General features: G+C 58.3%; 21 protein-coding genes and 1 pseudogene. 4 read left to right on the plus strand and 18 right to left on the minus strand.

From position 1 onward, the window contains the following. Positions 1-47: 47 nt before the first annotated feature. Positions 48-1,325 carry a cellulase family glycosylhydrolase gene (locus PCPL58_RS32410; protein WP_414860610.1) on the plus strand — a complete coding sequence of 426 codons (1,278 nt, stop codon included), beginning with the start codon at positions 48-50 and terminating at the stop codon, positions 1,323-1,325. Positions 1,326-1,491: 166 nt separating this feature from the next. Then, a pseudogene (locus tag PCPL58_RS06015) lies at positions 1,492-2,155 on the plus strand (type III secretion system effector phosphothreonine lyase); the annotation flags it as partial. A gap of 235 nt (positions 2,156-2,390) precedes the next feature. Here PCPL58_RS06015 and PCPL58_RS06020 read toward each other — a convergent pair. From PCPL58_RS06020 to PCPL58_RS06075, 13 genes are all read right to left on the minus strand, one after another. Next, positions 2,391-3,467, minus strand: coding sequence for a protein-glutamate methylesterase/protein-glutamine glutaminase (locus PCPL58_RS06020; RefSeq protein WP_003430751.1), 1,077 nt, complete (start codon positions 3,465-3,467; stop codon positions 2,391-2,393). Next, complete coding sequence (gene cheD / locus PCPL58_RS06025; protein WP_065349032.1) at positions 3,430-3,963, minus strand: chemoreceptor glutamine deamidase CheD; 534 nt, start codon at positions 3,961-3,963, stop codon at positions 3,430-3,432. Before cheD ends, PCPL58_RS06020 begins: the two co-directional genes overlap by 38 nt. Next, on the minus strand, positions 3,960-4,769 hold the full coding sequence (locus tag PCPL58_RS06030) for a CheR family methyltransferase (protein ID WP_003371237.1): 810 nt from the start codon (positions 4,767-4,769) through the stop codon (positions 3,960-3,962). The genes cheD and PCPL58_RS06030 overlap by 4 nt, the downstream gene beginning before the upstream one ends. Before the next feature lie 9 nt (positions 4,770-4,778). Then, a complete protein-coding gene (locus PCPL58_RS06035; RefSeq protein WP_005745466.1) occupies positions 4,779-5,318 on the minus strand; it encodes a chemotaxis protein CheW in 540 nt (179 codons plus the stop codon). Positions 5,319-5,354: 36 nt separating this feature from the next. Further along, the gene (locus tag PCPL58_RS06040) at positions 5,355-7,010 is read right to left on the minus strand and encodes a methyl-accepting chemotaxis protein (protein WP_054082221.1); all 1,656 of its coding nucleotides are present in this window, start codon (positions 7,008-7,010) and stop codon (positions 5,355-5,357) included. Positions 7,011-7,040: 30 nt separating this feature from the next. Beyond that, positions 7,041-9,158, minus strand: coding sequence for a chemotaxis protein CheA (locus PCPL58_RS06045; RefSeq protein WP_065349033.1), 2,118 nt, complete (start codon positions 9,156-9,158; stop codon positions 7,041-7,043). 46 nt (positions 9,159-9,204) lie between these two features. Beyond that, positions 9,205-9,495 carry an STAS domain-containing protein gene (locus PCPL58_RS06050; RefSeq protein WP_003371244.1) on the minus strand — a complete coding sequence of 97 codons (291 nt, stop codon included), beginning with the start codon at positions 9,493-9,495 and terminating at the stop codon, positions 9,205-9,207. 23 nt (positions 9,496-9,518) lie between these two features. Continuing rightward, on the minus strand, positions 9,519-9,887 hold the full coding sequence (locus tag PCPL58_RS06055) for a response regulator (protein WP_002553206.1): 369 nt from the start codon (positions 9,885-9,887) through the stop codon (positions 9,519-9,521). A 9-nt stretch (positions 9,888-9,896) separates the two neighbouring features. Further along, positions 9,897-11,114, minus strand: a complete 1,218-nt coding sequence (locus PCPL58_RS06060) for a methyl-accepting chemotaxis protein (protein WP_083188328.1) — start codon at positions 11,112-11,114, stop codon at positions 9,897-9,899. A 535-nt stretch (positions 11,115-11,649) separates the two neighbouring features. Then, positions 11,650-12,948: an NAD(P)/FAD-dependent oxidoreductase gene (locus tag PCPL58_RS06065; protein WP_003430739.1), complete on the minus strand. Its 1,299-nt coding sequence runs from the start codon at positions 12,946-12,948 to the stop codon at positions 11,650-11,652. A gap of 95 nt (positions 12,949-13,043) precedes the next feature. Then, entirely contained in the window at positions 13,044-13,280 is a 237-nt protein-coding gene (locus PCPL58_RS32020; RefSeq protein ID WP_331716566.1) for a DUF3094 family protein, read from the minus strand. After that, complete coding sequence (locus PCPL58_RS06070) at positions 13,165-13,698, minus strand: MOSC domain-containing protein (RefSeq protein ID WP_065349034.1); 534 nt, start codon at positions 13,696-13,698, stop codon at positions 13,165-13,167. The genes PCPL58_RS32020 and PCPL58_RS06070 overlap by 116 nt, the downstream gene beginning before the upstream one ends. Next, positions 13,695-14,324, minus strand: coding sequence for a DUF1780 domain-containing protein (locus PCPL58_RS06075; RefSeq protein WP_003345130.1), 630 nt, complete (start codon positions 14,322-14,324; stop codon positions 13,695-13,697). Before PCPL58_RS06075 ends, PCPL58_RS06070 begins: the two co-directional genes overlap by 4 nt. 125 nt (positions 14,325-14,449) lie before the next feature. Here PCPL58_RS06075 and PCPL58_RS06080 point away from each other — a divergent pair, with 125 nt between their 5' ends. Next, positions 14,450-14,911 (plus strand): hypothetical protein, encoded by a 462-nt coding sequence (locus PCPL58_RS06080; RefSeq protein ID WP_065349035.1) that lies wholly within the window; start codon positions 14,450-14,452, stop codon positions 14,909-14,911. 125 nt (positions 14,912-15,036) lie between these two features. Here the strand turns inward: PCPL58_RS06080 and yacG are convergent, their stop codons facing one another. The 5 genes from yacG to pilB are packed head-to-tail and all read right to left on the minus strand — an operon-like array spanning position 15,037 to position 19,651. Then, positions 15,037-15,246 (minus strand): DNA gyrase inhibitor YacG, encoded by a 210-nt coding sequence (gene yacG / locus PCPL58_RS06085; RefSeq protein ID WP_002552020.1) that lies wholly within the window; start codon positions 15,244-15,246, stop codon positions 15,037-15,039. Further along, on the minus strand, positions 15,243-15,866 hold the full coding sequence (gene coaE / locus PCPL58_RS06090; protein WP_058397527.1) for a dephospho-CoA kinase: 624 nt from the start codon (positions 15,864-15,866) through the stop codon (positions 15,243-15,245). The genes yacG and coaE overlap by 4 nt, the downstream gene beginning before the upstream one ends. Then, entirely contained in the window at positions 15,863-16,735 is an 873-nt protein-coding gene (locus tag PCPL58_RS06095) for a prepilin peptidase (protein ID WP_065349036.1), read from the minus strand. Before PCPL58_RS06095 ends, coaE begins: the two co-directional genes overlap by 4 nt. Before the next feature lies 1 nt (position 16,736). Then, positions 16,737-17,954, minus strand: coding sequence for a type II secretion system F family protein (locus PCPL58_RS06100; RefSeq protein ID WP_065349037.1), 1,218 nt, complete (start codon positions 17,952-17,954; stop codon positions 16,737-16,739). A gap of 2 nt (positions 17,955-17,956) precedes the next feature. Further along, entirely contained in the window at positions 17,957-19,651 is a 1,695-nt protein-coding gene (gene pilB / locus PCPL58_RS06105) for a type IV-A pilus assembly ATPase PilB (protein ID WP_046719961.1), read from the minus strand. Positions 19,652-19,876: 225 nt separating this feature from the next. Between pilB and PCPL58_RS29170 the strand changes: the two genes are divergently transcribed. Then, positions 19,877-20,272 (plus strand): pilin, encoded by a 396-nt coding sequence (locus PCPL58_RS29170; RefSeq protein ID WP_083188329.1) that lies wholly within the window; start codon positions 19,877-19,879, stop codon positions 20,270-20,272. Positions 20,273-20,431 lie beyond the last annotated feature (159 nt).

A 20,431-nucleotide genomic window follows, 5' to 3' on the forward strand; every position in this document is an offset into this window, starting at 1 on the left:
GTTCACCCAAACGCGTTACCTCCACAAAAAGGAGTAATGAAATGAGTATGAATACCTCTGTAAGCAACAACAGCCCGGGGTGGTCCCCTGTTTCATCGGGCAACCAGGCTCCGAGTCCGGACTATTCAGGTAAATCGTCGAGCAATGCCGTGCACTTTCTTCCTCCGGAAAGTATCCAGCGCGCGCCGAACACGGTGAGTTGGGGGAATGGCGCGCCGACAACCGCCACCACCGGGAATGGACGAGCAGGAGGGGGCGATCAAAGTGACTTGATCGAGGCGTTGACGACGCTGATTCAGGCGCTGCTGAAACGCTTGCTCGGTGATTCTTCCGCAAGTAACTCTTCTGCAAATAACCCTTCCGAGAACCCGTCCCCCGCTTCGTCCGGGCCAGGTCGAGCTTCTGCTTCTACCGGCGGCGCTGCCAGTTCGACGCCAGACTCAGGACTGTCTGAGCAGTCAAATCAAACCCAACCGTTCAATAACACTGGCTTGGGTTCTCATGGCGGCGCGAATACGGTTCCTGACCGAATTGCGTCTCCTGAGGCAGCGCAAAAAATGGTCGAAGACGTGAAAAATGCCGGAGGGGAAACACTTCGCATCCAGATGACCCATGACCAGATCAATGACCCGGCGCAAATGGCCAAGCTCAAGGCGATGGTCGATGCCGGCGACAAACAAGGGGTCAGGATTCAGTTTACGTTTCGTGACAACGCCAATGGCGGTGGTGGCAACGTCTTGTCCGGCGACAAGCTCCGACAAGCCGCCGACGATGTCAAAAACGTGGTATCTGCCCTTGGAAACCATCCGAGTTTTGTACTCGATACGTTCAATGAGGGCGGCAAGAGTGCCACTCAAGGTTGGGCCGATATGCAGAGCACGCTGATCAAATCCGCCCGCGACGCAGGTTACAAAGGCGACATCGTGGTGGAGGACAGCAATTGGGGTGGTGGTCTGACAGCCGGCGGGGAAAGCGGACTGGTCAAATACGCTGATCAGTTGAAAGCCGCCAACGGCAGCAACAACCCTGGCCTGATCGGCAGCATCCATGAGTATGCCAGCGGTGCCGATGCCTCCTCGCGTCTGTCATCGGAGATCAAGGCGCTTACGAGCGCGGGCTTCAAGCCGCAAATCGGTGATGTCGGTAACGCCAACTGGACCGGAGGCGGTAACTTCGGACAGCGCGACGGCGCCAACCAGGCCGTGAAAGACAACATGGGCGCCCTGAAAGCGGCCGGTGCCGATGTGCTGCCATGGATGGACCAGTTCGAGAACGGCAAGATCAAACACGATGTCGGTTTCTCGAAAGGCGATCAGTTTTCCTGATCCTGTTTCATGGAACCTGATGTGCCTGTTGACCACTCAGCGGGCAGCTATCTGCGAGGTCGCCAACGACCAGTGCAGAGCGGCGAGTTGGAGAGGTTGCGCAGAGGCTGCCGCTATCTGCGTAACCCCCTTTTTTCATGACCGATAAGTAGCAGGTATAAAAGCTATGCCTATCAACAGACCCGCCTTCAATTTAAAACTCAATACGGCAATTGCCCAGCCGACTGTGAAGAAGGATGCAGGTGCAGAATTGCGCCGTTTGAATCAGAGCGAAGTGCGTGCCAACACACAGACACGTTTTGCCGTTAATCACCGTGCCCCCACTTATGACGTCGCGCAAAGCGCGCTGGGTGAAAATCACGGTGGCTGGACTGCCGCCAATCATTTCAAGATGACGGGGTCTGAAGTCTTCATCCATATGGATCGCCTGGAGCCGAACTGCAAGGGGGAGTTTGCCGGAGACAAGATCCACCTCAGCGTGGCGCCTGAGGATGTACCGAACGCATTCAATGCGATAGGCAAAATACTGCAGGCGAGCGACAGCCCGGTGGACTCGTGGAAAGTGACTGACATGAAGTGCCTGCAAGCAGAGATGCCGGCGGCAAAGCAGCGTGTGGCGCTGGGCGCTCAGATTCACAATCTACGCCAAGCCTGACCGTGCAGATAACACCTACAGCCCAGAGTACATGGGCAAAATGAGGGGGATGATCAGCAGTATCGAACAGGAGTTGAGCGCCGCCGGTGTGAGGCAGAGCAGCCATCGCCCGGACTCCGATGTCTCCCCTGGGCACTGGAGCTATGCGTCTTACCGCAATGAGCATAAAAGCAACAGATCAGGGACTTCCAATCAGCACAGGAACCTGGAGGCAGAGCCTTTTTTCCAGTTGGTCTCATTCTCTGACGGGGCTTCAGGGTCATCCAGGTCCAGCGCTGGCCATCAGGCTTTGCTGACACCATCGTGGGCCCGATAAGGCTGTTTTTCTGAGCGCTGCCGTGCGCCCGGGGTTTCTGTCGTGAAACGTGGGTGTCGAAAGAAACGCTGGCTGCACGGCGACAGCTTCGGGTTCACCGGTGCAGGATCACCTGATGAATCTCCTGCAACGGGATGATCCGCTGCGCCGCGTTCAGTTTGATCGCTTCCTTGGGCATGCCGAATACCACGCAGCTGGCTTCGTCCTGAGCCACTGTCGCGCTGCCGGCATCAAGCATTTCCTTGAGCCCGCGTGCGCCGTCGTCGCCCATGCCTGTCATGATGATGCCGGTGGCGTTCTTGCCGGCGAATTTGGCCACCGAGCGAAACAGCACGTCCACCGAAGGACGATGGCGGTTGACCAGCGGGCCGTCGATGACCTGGACGTGGTAGTAGGCGCCGCTGCGCGTGACCATCATGTGTTTGCCGCCGGGGGCGATCAACGCGAGGCCGGGCAGGATGCGGTCGTTGTTTCTGGCCTCGCGCACCTCGATCTGACTCAGGCTGTTCAGGCGTTCGGCGAAAGATGCGGTGAATTTTTCCGGCATGTGCTGGACGATGACCATGCCGGGACAGACGCGGGGCAGGGCCGTCAGAACCGCTTCAAGTGCCTGTGTACCGCCTGTCGAGGTGCCGATGGCGACGATGCGTTCAGTGGTCTGCGCCATGGCATGGCCGCTGGCAGCCGGCAAAATGGCATCGGCGGTCAGTTTGCTGGCCGGGGTCAGCACCGGGGCGGCGGTGCGCTTGCCGAGGTTCCTGACGTTGGAGTTGGCTGCTGCGCGTACTGCTGCAACCAGCTCGGCAGCCGAATCGATGAGGAAGTTCTTCAGGCCGGTGGTGGGCTTGGTGATGATTTCCACCGCCCCGGCAGACAGCGCCTGCAATGAGGTTTCCGCGCCTTTCTGGGTCAGCGACGAGCAGATCACCACCGGTGTCGGCCGCTCGCTCATGATCTTCTTGAGAAAGGTGATGCCGTCCATGCGCGGCATTTCCACGTCCAGCACAATGACGTCCGGCCATTCCTGAGCGAGCTTGCTCATGGCGAATATCGGGTCTGACGCCGCACCCATCACGTGAATATCGGGGGTGTCGTTGAGAATGGCCACCAGCACCTGGCGTACCACGGCCGAATCATCGACCAGCAGTACGCTGATTTTTTTGTTTGGCATCTTTTTCCATTGCTTCCATTGGTTGGTGCCTGACCCATACGTTTCCGTCCCACAGGTCGAAGATGATGCTGCGATGGCCGGTGCTGCCCAGATCCTGAGCCATCAGCTTCAAGCGGTGCTGTTCGGCCAGCGCAAGCGCCGCATGAACGTTGCTGTCAGCGACGTTCTGCATGTGCGAGTCATGGCGATGAGCTGGAAACATTTCGCCGCCGCCAAACAGTTTGACCTGATATTCCTCCGGCAGGGTGCCATTGGCCAGTGCATGGCGAATGAGTATTTCCATCGCTTCGTCAGCGTACCTGCCGTCCAGTGGCTGATGCCTGCGTATGCGCCCGGGCAACATGAAGTGGCACATGCCGCCAATACGCCGCCACGGGTGCCAGAAGGTAATCGCCACGCATGAACCCAGCAACGTGCGCAGGCGAGTCGGCCGGGTCTGAAAGACCACTTCGCCAGGCCCCAGCACTATTTCGGCTACACCGACAGGCGTGTTCATGGTTTGCGGTAAATCGAAGGGGAGACCATTTTCAACATGTCATTTACACCGTTCAGGCTTTCTGAGTGGCTGATGATGAAATAGCCTCCTGGCTTGAGACGCGGGATCAACCGCGCCACCACTTTGCTTTTGGTTTCCTGATCGAAATAAATCATCACGTTGCGCAGGAAGATTACGTCGAACTCGCCAAGATCCGGCAGGGTGTCATTGAGATTGACCTGCACGAAACTGACCCGGCTGCGCAACGACTTGTCGATCAGGAAGGTCCCTTCCTGGCGACCTATGCCTTTCAGACAGTATTTGAACAGCAAAGGTTGCGGTAACGTCTCGGTGCGTTCCATGGGGTAGTGACCGCTGCGCGCCTTGCTCAGCACGCGGGTGCTGATGTCCGAACCGACCACTTCCCAAGGCGTGGTGCCCAGTTGTTCGGCCAGGGTCATGGCCAGGCTGTAGGGCTCTTCGCCAGACGAACTGGCAGCGCTCCAGATGCGGAACATTTTGCCGTGCGTGACCTTGGGCAGCACCTGCTGACGCAGAAAATCGAAGTGCTTGGGTTCGCGGAAGAAATACGTTTCGTTGGTGGTCAGCAGGTCCAGCGCCACTTGCAGCTCGCCGTTGCGCTGATCGTTCATGATCAGCTTGAAATACTCGCCATAGTTGTCCAGCTCGTAATGCTTGAGACGCTTGAACAGGCGGCCGGCGACCAGCGCTTTCTTGGCCAGCGTCAGTTTGATGCCCGCAGCGTTGTACAGCCAGTTCTGGAACTGGCCGAATTCGCGATCGGTGAGCGACGCTGTATCAGGCATGTGCAGACCTCACGTCGCATCGACGTCGGGCGGCAGCGACTGGCTTGCCTCGGCAAGGCTGGACATTTCATCGATGGACAACACGCGGTCGACCTCAAGAACGATCACGAACTTGCCGTCGACCTTGGCCATGCCGCTGATGAAGTCGGCGCGAATTCGCGCACCGAAGTTCGGCGGCGGCTCGATCTGCGACGCCGGAATCTCCAGCACCGCCGAGACATTGTCGACCAGCAGACCGATGTCCTGCGGCTGGCCGTCCTCGCTGTTGGCCTCGATGATGATCACGCACGAACGCCGAGTGATATCCGAGTTCTGCCGCCCGAAGCGCGCCGACAGATCGACCACCGGCACCACCGCGCCGCGCAGATTGATCACCCCGCGTACGAAGGCGGGCATCATCGGCACCACCGTCAGGCTGCCGTACTCGATGATTTCCTTGATGCCCAGAATGCCGATGGCGAACATCTCGCCACCGAGCATGAAAGTCAGGTACTGCGCCTCTTCTTCGACCGTCGCTGCGGTCTGCCGAGTCGTGACCAATGAGCCCATGTCGTTCTCCCTTGGAGTCTCTATCGAAGCCGGCAATCAGAAACGGGTAAATTCCGATTCGTCCGGGGCGCCCGCCATGCTTTGCGCAAATGCCTTGCGCGGAGCCTGCTGTGGAGGGCGCGGAGGCTGACGGTTCGGGCTGTTGCGGCTGTCGAAAGTAGCGTTCTGCGCGACGGCCCGTGGCGATGCGTCGAGGGTGAAGAAACTCATGGCCTGTTGCAGTTGTTCGGCCTGGCTGCTCATTTCTTCAGCTGTGGCCGCCAGTTCTTCGCTGCTCGATGCGTTTTGCTGGGTGACCTGGTTGAGCTGGGTCATGGCAGTGTTGATCTGCGCCACACCGGCTGCCTGCTCTTCCGACGCAGCACTGATTTCCTGCACAAGGTCGGAGGTCTTGTTGATCGAGGGCACCATCTCGTCCAGCAACTTGCCGGCCTTCTCGGCCATGTCCACGCTGCTCGACGACAACTCGCCGATTTCCTGCGCGGCCACCTGGCTGCGTTCGGCCAGCTTGCGCACCTCGGCGGCCACAACCGCAAACCCCTTGCCATGTTCGCCGGCACGCGCGGCTTCGATGGCAGCGTTGAGGGCGAGCAGGTTGGTCTGGTAAGCGATGTCGTCGATGATGCTGATGCGCTGGGCGATTTTCTTCATCGCCACAACGGTCTGCTGCACCGATTCGCCGCCATCGGTGGCTTCCTTGGCGGCCTTGCTGGCCATGCCATCGGTGACTTTGGCGTTCTCGGTGTTCTGGTTGATGCTGGCGCTCATCTGCTCGACCGACGCGCTGGTCTCTTCGACGCTGGCGGCCTGCTCGCTGGTGGCCTGACTCATCGACTGAGCGGTGGCGCTGACTTCTTCCGAGGCACTGGCCAGGTTGTCGGCGGCATTACGCACTTCGCCGATGATGTGCGACAGCTTGCCGACCATGTTGCGCATGGCGTTGAGCACCATGCCGGTCTCGTCCTTGGAACCGTGGCCGATGTGGGCGTTGAGGTTGCCCTCTGCCAGCTGCTCGGCGGCCGTTGCAGCCTCTTTCAGCGGGCGGGAGATGATCCGGGCGATGAACAGCGCCAGGCCGAGACCGATCAACAAGGCTGCAACCAGCACGACGACGATCGAGATGCGTGCGTTTTCGTACAGCGTGGTGCCTTTGTCACCAGCAGCAGTCGCCCCGGCGTCGTTGAGCTCGACCATTTTTTGCAACTGACTGGTCACTTCGTCGAAATGCGTTTTGGACTCGCCCTTCAGCAGTGCTCGTGCCTGGGCTTCGAGGCCCTGACGGGACATGTCGAACAACTCGTTGCTGCTCTTGAGGTACGCAGCCCATGTCGAGGTAACGCCATTGAACAGTTGGCGATCTTCGTCACTGACCACCAGCTTGTCATAGGTGGCCAGGCGGGTTTCGAACTGTTTGCGAGAGTCCGCTGCTTCAAGCTCCATCTGCGCCTTTTCCTGGGCGGTGTCGGCTGCAATGTGGCGGTTTTCCTTCAGGCGATAGTTGGCGGCGAAGAAGCGCATGCCCGAAGCCGCGCGCATGGACGGCATCCAGTTTTCCTTGATGTCCTGAGCGGCCTGGTTGACCTGGCCGAGCTGGATGATGGCAAAGACTCCCATGGCCGCGGTCAACGCCAGAACCACCAGAAACGAGGTAATCAGCTTGGTGGAAATCTTCAGATCGTAGAACCATTTCATTGAAGTAACTCCTTGGGAATTGCGAATCCGTCAGCGAGAAGTGGGCAACAGGGATTGAGGCGCCTGGGTCGAGCGGGCCTCCATTTGTACGATCTGGTTGAGCAGGGCGGGTATGTCGAGAATCAACGCCACCGCGCCGCTGCCCAGAATCGTCGAGCCGCTGATGCCGCGCAGCGCGCCGAACAGCTTGCCCAGAGGTTTGATAACGGTTTGGAACTCGCCAAGCAGGTCATCGACCACCAGACCGGCCTTGTGCTCGGCGTAACGCACCACCACCACGTTCTGGCGCCTGGCGGCCGGGCCTTCATGCTTGAAGTGGTCACGCAGGTAGACCAGCGGCAGCACTTCGCCACGCAGGTCCAGGTAGCCGCTGTCGCGGGTCAACTGCCGGTTGTGTTCGTCCAGCTCGATGCATTCCTGCACCATGTCCAGCGGGATCACGTACGTCGACTGATCGATACCGACCAGAAAACCGTTGATGATCGCCAGCGTCAGCGGCAGGCGGATGCGCACGATGGTGCCCTGACCGGGCTGACTGTCCAGATCCACCGTGCCGCGCAGCAAGGTGATGTTGCGCTTGACCACGTCCATGCCGACACCGCGCCCCGAAAGGTTGGTGACGGCCTCGGCAGTGGAAAAACCTGGCTCGAAAATCAGGTTGTAGATTTCCTGATCGGTGAGGCTTGCGCCGGCCGCCACCAGTCCGCGTTGCTGGGCCTTGTCGAGGATGCGCTCGCGGTTGAGTCCGGCCCCGTCGTCGGCGATTTCAATGACGATGCTGCCCGAGTCGTGGTACGCGTTGAGGCTCAAATGACCTTTGGCCGGTTTGCCTGCTGCGCGACGTGCTTCGGCGCTCTCGATGCCGTGGTCCATGGAATTGCGCAGCAGGTGCATGAGCGGGTCGCCGATCTTTTCGACGACGGTCTTGTCCAGTTCGGTCTCCGCACCATTGATGATCAGGTCAATGTCCTTGCCCAGTTCCTGGCTGACATCGCGCACCACACGGCGGAAGCGATTGAAGGTATCGCCGATGGGGATCATGCGCAGGTGCAGCGCGCCATCCAGAATCTGCTCGACCAGCCCCGATACGGTGGAACTGGCTTCCTGAAGCGGGTCGTTGTCGCACGACTTGGCCAGCAGGCTGGCACCAGCGCTGGCAATGACCAGCTCGCCGACCAGATTGATCAGCTCGTCGAGCTTGTCGGCGTTGACCCGCACATAGCGGCCATCCTTGTTTTTCTGCTCGCTGGCCGAAGAAGGGCGCTCTACAGCGGTTGCCGTTGCCGTTGCCGTTGCGGGCGTACGAGGCACTGCGCGCTGATCGCCCAGCAGTTCGCCGCTGGCCACCAGAGGGCTGTGCTCGGGCTGCGAGACCAGTTCGGTGCCGGTAGGCTCGAGGTGGTCTGGCGTCTCGTTCACCGGGGTGATTTCCACGGAGCAGTCTTCACGCACGAAATCGAAGACTTCGTTGATCGCGGCGTGCCCGGCAGCAGAGCGGAAATCGATCTCGAAACCCAAGTGGCAGGATTCCGGGTCCCACGCCTCAACTGCTGGAATACTGTCGGTTACCGTCGTGACCTGGACCATCTGCCCCAGGGTATTGAGGTAGCGCAGGAACGACAGCGGGTCCATGCCGTTGCGAAACACATCCACGCCAAAGCGCAGCGAGATATGCCAGAGCACTTCAGCTGACTGTTCATCATCGCTGACGACCGGCGCACTAGTGCTGTCAGCGGCCCCGGCGCTGGCCGGTGCCTGGAAGACCTGCAATGCCTGACGCAACGCCACCTCACGCTCCAGAGCAGGCGGCTGCAACTGCTCGCCACGGCTGGCAACCACGTCGATCAACTCAAGCATGTGATCGCCGGATTTGAGCAGCACGGCGATCAGCTCGGCGCTTACCGAAACGCTGCCTTCACGCAGACGATCCAGCACGTCTTCGACGATGTGAGTAAAACTGACGATAGGCGTCAGCCCGAACAGTCCGGCCGAGCCTTTGATGGTGTGCGCTGCGCGGAAAACCGCGCCGATCGCGTCCTGGTCGCCGGGCTCGCTTTCGAGTTGCAGGAGGGATTCCTCCATCGCCTGCAAAAGCTCACGCGCTTCAACGATGAACGTCTGCTGTGCCTGATCGAGATTAATACTCACGATGACTTCCTTGATCGATCACTGGGCCGTACTGCAAATGGACGCGCTACAGCACCACACCCGGATTACATAACTCGAAGGTTTCGCTGACCGCCTTGCTTTGCCCGGTCAAATGCAGCGAAGTCCCGGTCTTGCCGGCTTCGCGCTGAATCACTGCCAGCAGTTGCAGACCGGCGCCGTCCATCTCGGTGACCTGTGAAAGGTCAACCTCCAGGCGTGCAGCAGCGCCGATCTGTGGCAGTAATCTGGCGGCCAGTTCGGTCACGGTGTAGATCGTCAACTCACCGTCTATCTGCACGCGTGCAGTGTCGTTGGTGCTCTCGTCTGGCGTGGGCATGCTGGCCTCCAGGGGCCTGGTTCTCAGGGCAGGATCAGCTTGGAAACCGCTGCGAGCATTTGTGCCGGTTGAAACGGTTTGACGACCCACGCCTTGGCGCCTGCGGCCTGACCTTCGGCCTTTTTCGATTCCTGGGATTCGGTGGTCAGCATGATGATGGGCGTGAACTTGTAGCTGGCCAGCTTCTTCACTTCCTTGACGAAAGTGATGCCGTCCATGTTCGGCATGTTCACGTCGCTGATGATCAGGTGCACCTTCTGCCCGGTGAGCTTGCCCAGTGCATCCTTCCCGTCACAGGCTTCGATAACGTCGTATCCGGCACTCTTCAGAGCGATACCGACGACTTGCCGGACGCTGCTTGAATCGTCGACCACCAATACACTCTTAGCCATGATTTACTCCTAGAAAAACGTGATTTCCTGCGAATCCTGCTGTGCTGCCGATTCACCTCGGTGAGTGCGACGCTGCTCGTCGGTCGCGTAGGTGGACTCCATGCGCGCCAGCCATTGCCGGGCGTCGATGGCGACCGCCTCATCAGGGGATTGGCTAGCCTGCAGAAGGTGCGCGTGCAACGAGTCGATGTTGTCGCGTACGTGGGCGAGAATCTGGCTGACCCGGTCCTGAAACTGCAGGTTCACCAGAACCTCGGTCATTTCGTCGCGAATCCCGTAGCTCTCCTGCTTGAGCAGGTCGGCGGACTCGGCCAGGCGACCGGTGATGCTCTGGAAGCGCTCCAGTACGTTCTGAATGCTTTGTTCGGAAGCGGCCACCGAATGGCTGTCCTGATCGGCGCCGCTCGATGCAGCCTGCACCAGCTGGGTGATGGCGTTGTTGATGATGTCGACCTTGGCGGACATCTGCTGACCGGTTTCGCTGGACTTGCTCGACAGGCTGCGCACCGCGTCGGCCACCACGGCAAAGCCACGGCCCGCTTCACCGGCACGCGCCGCCTCGATGGCCGCGTTGAGGGCCAGCAGGTTGGTCTGTGCGGCAATCGCTGCAACGTCGGCGGCCATGGTGCGCAATTCGCCGGTGTAGGCGGTGAGGCTGCGCACCTGGGAGAGCGTCTGGTCGCGGCTGGCCTGGGTGGATTTGAGCGAGTCGATTACCCGGCTTAGTTCGCTGTCGCTCTGCGACAACACTTTCAGCGCACCATCGGCGTTCTGACCGTCCAGTTCACCGGCAGCGTGCTGAGACGCCTGCACGGTTTCCTGCAGGCGCTCGGAAATGCCCATGAAACGCGTGCTCAGCTCGACGATGGCGGTTTCGGTCTGTTGGCGCGAGCTTTCGACCTGCTTGGCCCAGATCGGCATGGCACCAAGGAGGATTTCATTGAATTGGGCGCTGGAGGCCATGGCGCTGCTTTGAGCGCTATGTACCTGATGATGGTCCAGCGCCTGAGCCACTGCGTGGCGCACTTCGTTCTGCTGTGAGCGGGCAGACCAGGCACAAGCGCCGAAACCGATCACCAGCAATGCAGCGCAAACCACCAGATTGGCGGTGCCCATGCCGAACTGAGAGAGAATCCAGGCAATGGCGGGGACGACGGGAATGAGTGAGAACCAGATGAAACGCGGATGACGTTGTGCAGGAGTGCTACTGAATTGATTCGACATCATGGGTTCGATCCCTGAACAGTGCAGCGTTGTACACGACTCAATGGTTATCTGCGCGCCGCAGACAAACTTGATACCAGTACGAGAGCCTTCCGTCCGATTGCTTGGCGCACAACCCGATCCGTTAAAGGTAGCGGGTATTCGGGGCACCGCAAGTCGGCGCAGCAAACGCGTTGGCAGAACAGCCGGATTCACTTAGGAGAGGACGCAGAGCGTCCAGAACGGCATGCGACGCAGAGCGCCGCACGATAGTGAGATGATCGTTCCTCACGCTCCAGCGTGGGAATGCGTTTTACGACGCTCTGCGTCGCAAGAGGACGCGGAGCGTCCGGAATGGCATGCGACGCGGAGCGCCGCACGATAGTTGCGGTGATCGTTCCGCACGCTCCAGCGTGGGAATGCATTTCACGACGCTCTGCGTCGCAAGTTCTACGCTGCGCCGCACAGTCAAGAGCGAACGCAGAGCGTCCACAACGGCATGCCCACGCGAAGCACGGGCACGGCGGTGTTCTCCCGTACGCCTCTCGTCTGGCGTGCCTTAGTGCAGCTTCATCCGCGGCTCGGTACCTTTGCCGATCTTGCTGCCCAGCATCAGCATCAAGGTACGGAAGGTGCCGTACAGCGCCATCTGGTGCATGCGGTACAGCGATACATAGAACATGCGCGCCAGCCAGCCCTCAAGCATCACGCTGCCCATCAGGTTACCCATCAGATTGCCGACCGCCGAGAAGCTCGACAGAGAGATCAGCGAGCCGTAGTCCTTGTAGGTGTACTCAGGCAACGTCTTGCCTTCGATCCGCAAGCGCAGCGATTTGACCAGCAACGACGCCTGCTGGTGAGCTGCCTGAGCACGCGGCGGGACGTTGCGGTCGGTGCCTTTTTGCGGGCAGGCCGCGCAGTCACCGAAGGCGAAGATATTTTCGTCACGAGTAGTTTGCAGCGTCGGCAGCACTTGCAATTGATTGATCCGGTTGCTTTCCAGACCATCCAGTTCCTGCAGGAAGGCCGGGGCACGAATACCTGCCGCCCAGACCTTCAGGCTGGCCGGAATGACCTGCCCGGTAGCAGTGATCAAACCATCAGCCGTCACTTCACTGACTGCTGCATTGGTCAGCACCGTCACGCCGAGTTTTTCCAGCGTCTTGTGCACCGGCGCGCCGATGCGCTCAGGCAGCGCGGGCAACACCCGTGGCCCGGCTTCGATCACCGTGATGCGCAGGTTTTCCGGCTTGATCTGGCCCAGCCCGTAAGCCGCCAGCTCATGCGCCGCGTTGTGCAGTTCTGCCGCCAGCTCGACACCGGTTGCACCGGCACCCACGATGGCCACGGTGATTTCCTGTGCGCTGTCGGCTTGGCCGGCGTGGGCGCGCAGGTAGTGGTTGAGCAGTTGCTGGTGAAAGCGCTCGGCCTGCTTGCGGCTGTCGAGAAACAGGCAGTGTTCTGCCGCGCCCTTGGTGCCGAAGTCGTTGGTGGTGCTACCCACGGCGATGACCAGCGAGTCGTAACCCAGGCTGCGTGCCGGAACCAGTTCTGCGCCGTTTTCATCCAGCGTCTCGGCCAGATGAATCTGGCGGCTGGCGCGGTCCAGACCGGTCATGCGCCCGAGCTGAAACTGAAAGTTGTTCCACTTGGCCTGAGCCACGTAGTTCAACTCGTCCTCATACGAGTTGAGCGAACCGGCAGCCACTTCGTGCAACAGCGGTTTCCAGATATGCGTCAGGTTGGCATCAACCAGCGTGACACTGGCCGTGCCTTTCTTGCCCAGGGTCTTGCCCAGACTGGTAGCCAGCTCCAGACCGCCAGCGCCTCCGCCAACGATAACAATACGATGCGTCATAAGGATTACTCGGAAGGTTTAAGGAATTCGGGGGGAGCTCGTTCTTCGCGAGCGCAAGGCAGCTCATAGCGTCAGAAGGCTCAATAAAGGGTTCATCACCACACTGTCCGGGTCAGGAGCGGCCTGCGCTCGACTGGATGCCGGTGTGCCTGAAGGTACTCTTCGACACACCTTTGCGGTTCCGGGTTCAGGTGGCTGCTCAATTTATGCGTTGTCTCAAGCGTGCTGACGGGCAGGGGGCCAGGGATCAGTAATTTCCAGCGGCTCGACTTGCAACACATCGTCCAGGCGGATGATGCCGCTTTGTAACACTCGCGCAGTGATTCCGCCATGCCCACGCACCGCCTGGAACGTCCCGTGACCAAGGCGCTGTTCAAGTCGCGCACATGGCTGACACCAGCCGGTGGTTTCGAAAATCGCCTGACCGATCCGGAAGCGTCGATTCTTCAGGCTGAACAGGTTGATGCCACTGATCACCAGATTGCGCCGCAAATCCTGCGGCACGATGGGGTTATCCGCCGCGCGGTTCAGCAACGAGCCAACCACCGCCAGATGCTCCCACTGGATCAGCGTCACCTGCCGCGCATTGCGCGCGCCGGGCCGCGAGTGATCGCCGGTCAGACCCGCTTCGCGACGCGCTTCCACGGCATCGAGCTCGATCATCTCGACCCGCGATTGCGGACGCACGCCTATCCAGCGCACGCGACCTTGTTGAGGCACATCGGCCAGCAGTTCCTGCAAGGGGCTCATAAACTGATTCCAACATCGAAAACGACACTGCGCCCCAGATTGGTACGCAGAAAATCCGGAGCGCCGGGATGCGCGAACAATACCCGAGCGAAGGTCGGCCCCACCAGCGACAACGAGCGCCAGCCCTGACGCAGGTATTCGGTCGGTGGTGGAAAGTGACTGTTGAGGTCCAGCACCTCGCGCTTGAGGCTGGCGAAGGCAATGATATCCAGCCCGCCCAGATCAATGCCGCGTTCGCGATAGTTGGTGGATTTCTTGCGCAGGGTAGGGGCGAGTCGGTGCAGCAATTCAGAGGCCGGAATCCGCTTGGGCTTGGCCTCCCGACGTACCAGTTGGCTCAACGAGAACGCGCTTCGTCGTCGCGCCAGCTCCTCGCGCCACTCGTCATTGAGACGCCGCCCCTCGTCCAGCACGAAAAACACCTCGAAGCGCCCGTCACGAAACAGCACATCCGGCGGCTCCTGACTGGCAGGCGTGAAGTCCTCATTGCGATGCGCAATGTTCAGCCCCTGCAACAGGCGCTGACAAACCCAACGCTCACGCTCCCACTTCCGCGCATTGGAAAGAAAGGCGTTGGCTTGTTCGGCCTGGATCGTCAACAGGCGTAGGTAGTCTGAGTCATCCATAGGGCCAAGCTTAGCGTTCAAGTTGCCATGACTGGAAGAGTGAATGCAGGGGTGTAGACTGGCAATTCATTTTTTGATCGCTTGCGATAAATGTCGCAGGCGCCGTTTTTATCGAGGATTGACCTGTGAAGCTTCTGCCCATTCTGCTGCTGGCCTTGCTGCCCCTCACTGCCAACGCCCTGCAAGTCGGCGAGCGCTTGTCTTCCTGGACACTGCTCGATCAATACGACCAGCCCTACACCCTGAACAACCAGACACAAACCCTGCTGGTCGCACGCAGCATGGACGCCGCGAAACTAGTCAACGCTGCCCTTCAGGACAAGCCAAAAGGCTTTCTGGAATCACGCCACACGCTGTTTGTCGCTGACATCCAGAAAATGCCAACCATCATCGCCAAGATGTTCGCCATCCCCAAAATGCGCGATTACAGCTACCGCGTAATGCTCGATCGAGACGCGCGCATCGTGCCGCAGTACGCAGGCGATGACGATAAAGTGCTGTGGTTACAGTTGCGCGACGGGCAGTTGGTCAGCCAGCAACAGTTTGGCAGTGCTGATGCGTTGAGGGCTGCGTTGGAGCATAAATGATCGCGGGACATGAACGTCGTGGGAGCGAGCTTGCTCGCGAAAGGGCCATCACAGGCGTCCTGAGATGCGGCTGAAAGATAGCCCTCGTAGTTGCGTAAAGCGAGTTGCTTCACATCGACTTGTTATCAATGTCCCCGGTGCGGAGCCTCCAGATCACCCGAGAACAATTCATCCTCAGCATCCGGGCTCACCGGAATTGCATGCTCTTCAGAAGCCCAGGCCCCCAGGTCGATCAGTTTGCAGCGCTCGGAGCAGAACGGGCGGCTCGGACTGGCTGCGCTCCATTCCACCGGGGCGTCGCAGGTTGGGCATTGAACGGTCATTGGTTGGCTCATGATTGGCCTCCACGCAAAGTAAGGTAAAAGTGGTGCAGCCGCTCGACTTCGCTGTTCAGCCAAGCGTGATCGCGGTCGTTGACCAGCACATCGTTGGCATGACGTAGGCGGTCTTCACGCTGGATCTGCACCTTGAGAATGGCTTCGACCTGCTCCTGGCTGGAGCTGTCGCGCAGCATGGTGCGTTCTATCTGCAGGTGCGGCGGAGCATCGATCACTAGCAGCCTCTGGACCATGCGGTATTGCCCGGACTCGACCAGCAGTGGCGAGACCAGAATGGCATACGGCGATTTGGCCTTGGCCAGATGGCTGACGATTTCCTGATTGATCAGTGGATGCAGCAGCGCTTCCAGCCAGCGCCGCTGCTCGGGGTTTTCGAAGATCAGCTTGCGCAGCGCGCCACGGTCCAGTTCGCCGCTGGTCTGTAGCACGCCTGTACCGAAGTGCGCCGCTATCTGCTCCAGCGCCGGGCGCCCGGGCTCGACTACCCAGCGGGCGGCGTGATCGGCATCCACAGTGTCGACGCCAAGGTCGCTAAAACACTTCGCCGCTGCACTTTTACCACTACCGATGCCGCCAGTCAGGCCAAGAATCCAGGGTTTTTCATCAGGGTGAGTCATCTGAAACCGGCAAACTGCATGTAAGAGTCGGTTATTTGACCACCCCAGAGCAAAGCGATCCACCCCGCAATGGCCAGATAAGGACCAAAGGGGATCGGCGTACCGCTTTCGACCCTGCGCACACGCATCATGATCACCCCGAGCACCGCGCCCACCAGCGACGATAACAGGATGGTCAACGGCAAAATCTGCCAGCCGCCCCACGCGCCCAGCATGGCCAGCAACTTGAAGTCGCCATAACCCATGCCTTCCTTGCCAGTCACCAGCTTGAACAGCCAGAACACCGACCACAGCGCCAGATAGCCGGCCACCGCTCCCCACAGCGCATCGTTAAGCGAGGTAAACAGCCCGAAAGCGTTGACGATCAGGCCCAGCCACAGCAGTGGCAGCACCATAGAATCAGGTAACAGCTGGTGATCAGCATCGATCAGACTCATCGCCAGCAGCCCCCAGCCCAATACCAGCATCGCCGCCGCCTGCCAACCAAAGCCGAAATGCCAGGCCACGTAGGCCGACAACACTGCGCAGGTCAGCTCTACCAATGGGTAGCGTTTGCTGATGGGGGCTTTGCACTGCGAGCATTTACCACGCAGCAGCAGATAGCTGATCACCGGCAGGTTCTCCCACGGGCGGATTTTGTGTGCGCATTGCGGGCAGCTGGAATGGGGGCGGTTCAGATTGAAGATGGGTTGATCGGGTTCGGCGGGCAGGCCGAGCATTTCACGGGATTGGGCTTTCCAGTCGCGCTCCATCATTATTGGCAGGCGATAGACGACCACGTTGAGGAAGCTTCCGATGATCAGGCCGAGAATGCAGCAGGTGGTGACGAAGGCCAGAGGGGAGCTGGCCAGGAGGTCGAGGAGGGGCATCTCAGACAACGCTTCCAAGTTTGAAGATGGGGAGATACATGGCAATCACTAAGCCGCCGACGATAACACCCAGCACCGCCATGATCATCGGTTCCATGAGACTGGTCATATTGTCGACCATATTATCGACCTCGTCTTCATAGTAAGTCGCGACTTTATCGAGCATGGCGTCAAGCGCCCCTGACTCTTCTCCGATTGCTGTCATTTGTATCGCCAGACTTGGAAATACACCTGTTGATCGCATCGAGAAATTCAGCTGCATGCCAGTAGAGACATCCTGTTTGACTTGATTGACCGCGTTCCTGAATACGACGTTACCGGTGGCTCCGGCAACCGAATCCAGTGCCTCAACCAGTGGCACCCCTGCGGCAAAGGTTGTCGCAAGCGTGCGTGCATAACGTGCGACGGATGACTTGAAAATCAGCGGTCCGATAATGGGTACTTTCAGAAGAGAGCGGTCGACGCTGTCACGAAAATTTTGAGACCGCTTGTATGTCCTCTTAAACATGAAAAAGCTGATAAAAAACAATACGACTATCGCCAGCCACCACTGCTGAACGACCTCCGAAAGCGCGATGACCATCAATGTGAACGCTGGTAATTCCGCGTTGAACCCTGCAAAAACAGACTGGAACTGCGGCACCACCTTGATCAGCAAAATACCTGACACGATAAACGCGACAATTAATACGGCGGTAGGATAAGTCATGGCCTTCTTGATTTTGGCCTTAAGCTTTTCTGTTTTTTCCTTGTAGCTTGCCACGCGATCCAGCAGGCTTTCTAACGCTCCCGCTTGTTCGCCGGCATCGACCAGGTTGCAGAACAAATCATCAAAGTATTCTGGTTTATGCCGCAGAGCCGTCGCAAAGCTGTTCCCTGCCGACACCTCCTGCTTCAGTGAGCCAACCAGTGCACGCATGTTCGGGTTTTCTGCACCCTCGGCAATGATGTCAAATGCCTGCAGAAGCGGCACACCTGCCTTCATCATGGTCGCCATCTGCCGAGAAAAGAATGCGATGTCCAGCGGCTTGATTTTCTTGCCTTTGCCAAAGATCGAAACGGGCTTTTTACGTACCTTGGTGAAGTTGATACCTTGCTTGCGCAGTTGAGCCTTTACGAGCGCAAGATTGTGCCCGCTCACTTCGCCACTGAGTTTGCCGCCTTTTTTGTCCACACCTTCCCACTTGTAAACACTGACTTTAACTGCCTTGCTGGCCATGCTTAATCCTTGGTCACGCGGTTGACTTCTTCAAGGCTGGTAATGCCCTGCATGGCCTTCGACAGCCCGGAGGTCCTCAAATCATTGAAGCCGTCCTTGCGCATCTGCCTGGAAATCTCCAGCGAATTGCCTTCTTCCATGATGATGCGTTCCAGTTCTGGCGTTTTCTTGACTACTTCGTAAATGCCGACCCTGCCCCTGTAGCCGCCGTTGCAATGCTCACACCCTACTGGGCCATAGATCTTAAACGTACCGATCTTCTCCTCTGGAAACCCCTCCTGGATGAGCGTTTCACGAGGTATATCGAGTTCTTTCTTGCATTGGCTACAGAGCTTGCGGGCCAGCCGCTGGGCAATGATGAGATTGATTGCTGTAGCGATGTTGAACGCTGCAACACCCATATGATGCAAGCGCGTCAGAGTTTCTGCGGCACTGTTAGTGTGCAGGGTAGATAACACCATGTGACCGGTTTGTGAGGCTTTGATGGCAATTTCGGCGGTTTCCAAGTCTCGTATCTCGCCGACCATGATCACGTCGGGATCTTGACGAAGAAATGCGCGCAAGGCTTGAGAAAAGTCCAGTCCCTGACGCGGGTTGACGTTGACCTGATTGATGCCTTCCAGATTGATTTCTACTGGGTCTTCAGCAGTGGAGATGTTGATGTCCACGGTGTTGAGAATGTTCAGGCCGGTGTATAGCGAAACGGTTTTACCCGAGCCGGTGGGGCCGGTCACAAGAATCATGCCTTGGGGTTGTTTCAAGGCTTCCATATACAAAGCTTTTTGGTCCGGTTCATAGCCCAATGCGTCAATGCCCATCTGTGCGCTGGTCGGATCGAGAATCCGCATCACGATCTTCTCGCCCCACAGTGTTGGCAGTGTGTTCATGCGGAAGTCGATCGCTTTGTTTTTTGACACTCGCAGCTTGACCCTGCCGTCCTGCGGTTTTCGTCGTTCCGAGATATCGAGGCTGGCCATAACTTTCAGTCGCGCAGCAATTCGGTTGGCCAGATGAATCGGTGGTTTGGCCACTTCATGCAAAATACCGTCGGTGCGCAGGCGCACGCGAAAGATCTTTTCGTAAGGTTCAAAGTGCAGGTCGGATGACCCTAGGCGTATTGCGTCCATCAGCATTTTGTTGACGAAGCGCACCACTGGAGCATCATCGGCATCACTCTGAGTGGCCAGGGAGGTTTCCTTGTCACTTGCAGGCTCAATGTCCAGGCCAAGGTCGATATCCGCCAGTTCCCCAAGGCCACTTTCAGTGTCAAAAAAACGGTCTATGGCAATGGTCAGCTTGTCATCTTCAACCAGAATCGCTTCAGTGTTTAGCCCGGTACTGAACTGTATGTCTGTGACCGCCTGATGGTTGGTAGGGTCCGAGATGCCTACAAACAGCTTGTTACCACGCCGCCACAACGGAAGTGCATGATGCTGACGAATCAGCTTTTCACTGACCAACCCTTTGGGTTGGCTTTCCTTGTCCAGACTGGCAAGGTCCATGAAAGGTACGCCAAACTGGTCTGAAGCCATTTCTGCCAGCGTCAGGCTTTTGACCAGTTTGTTCTGGACCAGATAGCTCACCAGTGAAACCTTGTCGCGGCGCGCCTGCTGATAAGCTTGCTGCGCAGCAGTTTCGGTGAGTAGCTCGGCCAAGACCAATTGTTTGGCCAAACCGGTGAGGACAGCATCAGACATATAGCCACCAGACACAGACAATGTGAGGGTTATAGCTTAGTCAGGCGATGCTGCCAATTGGCAGTGAGCCATATGACAAAAATTGTCAGTTTCTGCTCGTTTCTGATAACGCCCAGTCGTGAAAGACCCGATTTGAAGCGATAGGTAGCGCCTTGCTCGATATTGGCACGGGCTATGCTTGACCGTAGTCAAGGCACTACCTTATTGACGCCTGGAGAAGTACGCATGCAAACACAAAAAGGTTTCACGTTGATCGAGTTGATGATCGTTGTTGCGATCATCGGTATTCTGGCTGCTGTGGCCATTCCTTCCTATCAAAACTACACCTTGCGCGCGCAGGCCTCTGCTCTGCTCGCTAGCTTGGATTCCGCCAAGTTGGCGGTAGCAGAGAACTACTCCAATGGCTCGGCTGCCGCAGATGTATGTGGTACGGGTGCTAGTGCGATTGCTGGCTGCACTGGGGCTGGTGTTCTTTCAGCTAACAAGCCGACTCCAGCTGTGACAGTTAGGCTTACACCAACCTTCCCTGCTGCAACAACCGTTGGTGGTAGTGTGACATGGGGATGCGTCGTTGTGCCGGTCTCAGCTGCACCTAGTGGATGTTCAGGGGCAGCCTCTTAATAACTTGCATACGGCAATGAGAAAGGCGCTTATGGCGCCTTTTTTGTCAAAGCGTTTTAGTGGGATTCCATGATTTTTTTTCTCTACTGCTGTGCTATATTGATATTCAGTTCATGTTTTTATGGTTTTTCCGGACATGATTCTCAGAGAATTGCACAA

Source organism: Pseudomonas cerasi (assembly GCF_900074915.1).
Lineage (GTDB): Bacteria > Pseudomonadota > Gammaproteobacteria > Pseudomonadales > Pseudomonadaceae > Aquipseudomonas > Aquipseudomonas cerasi.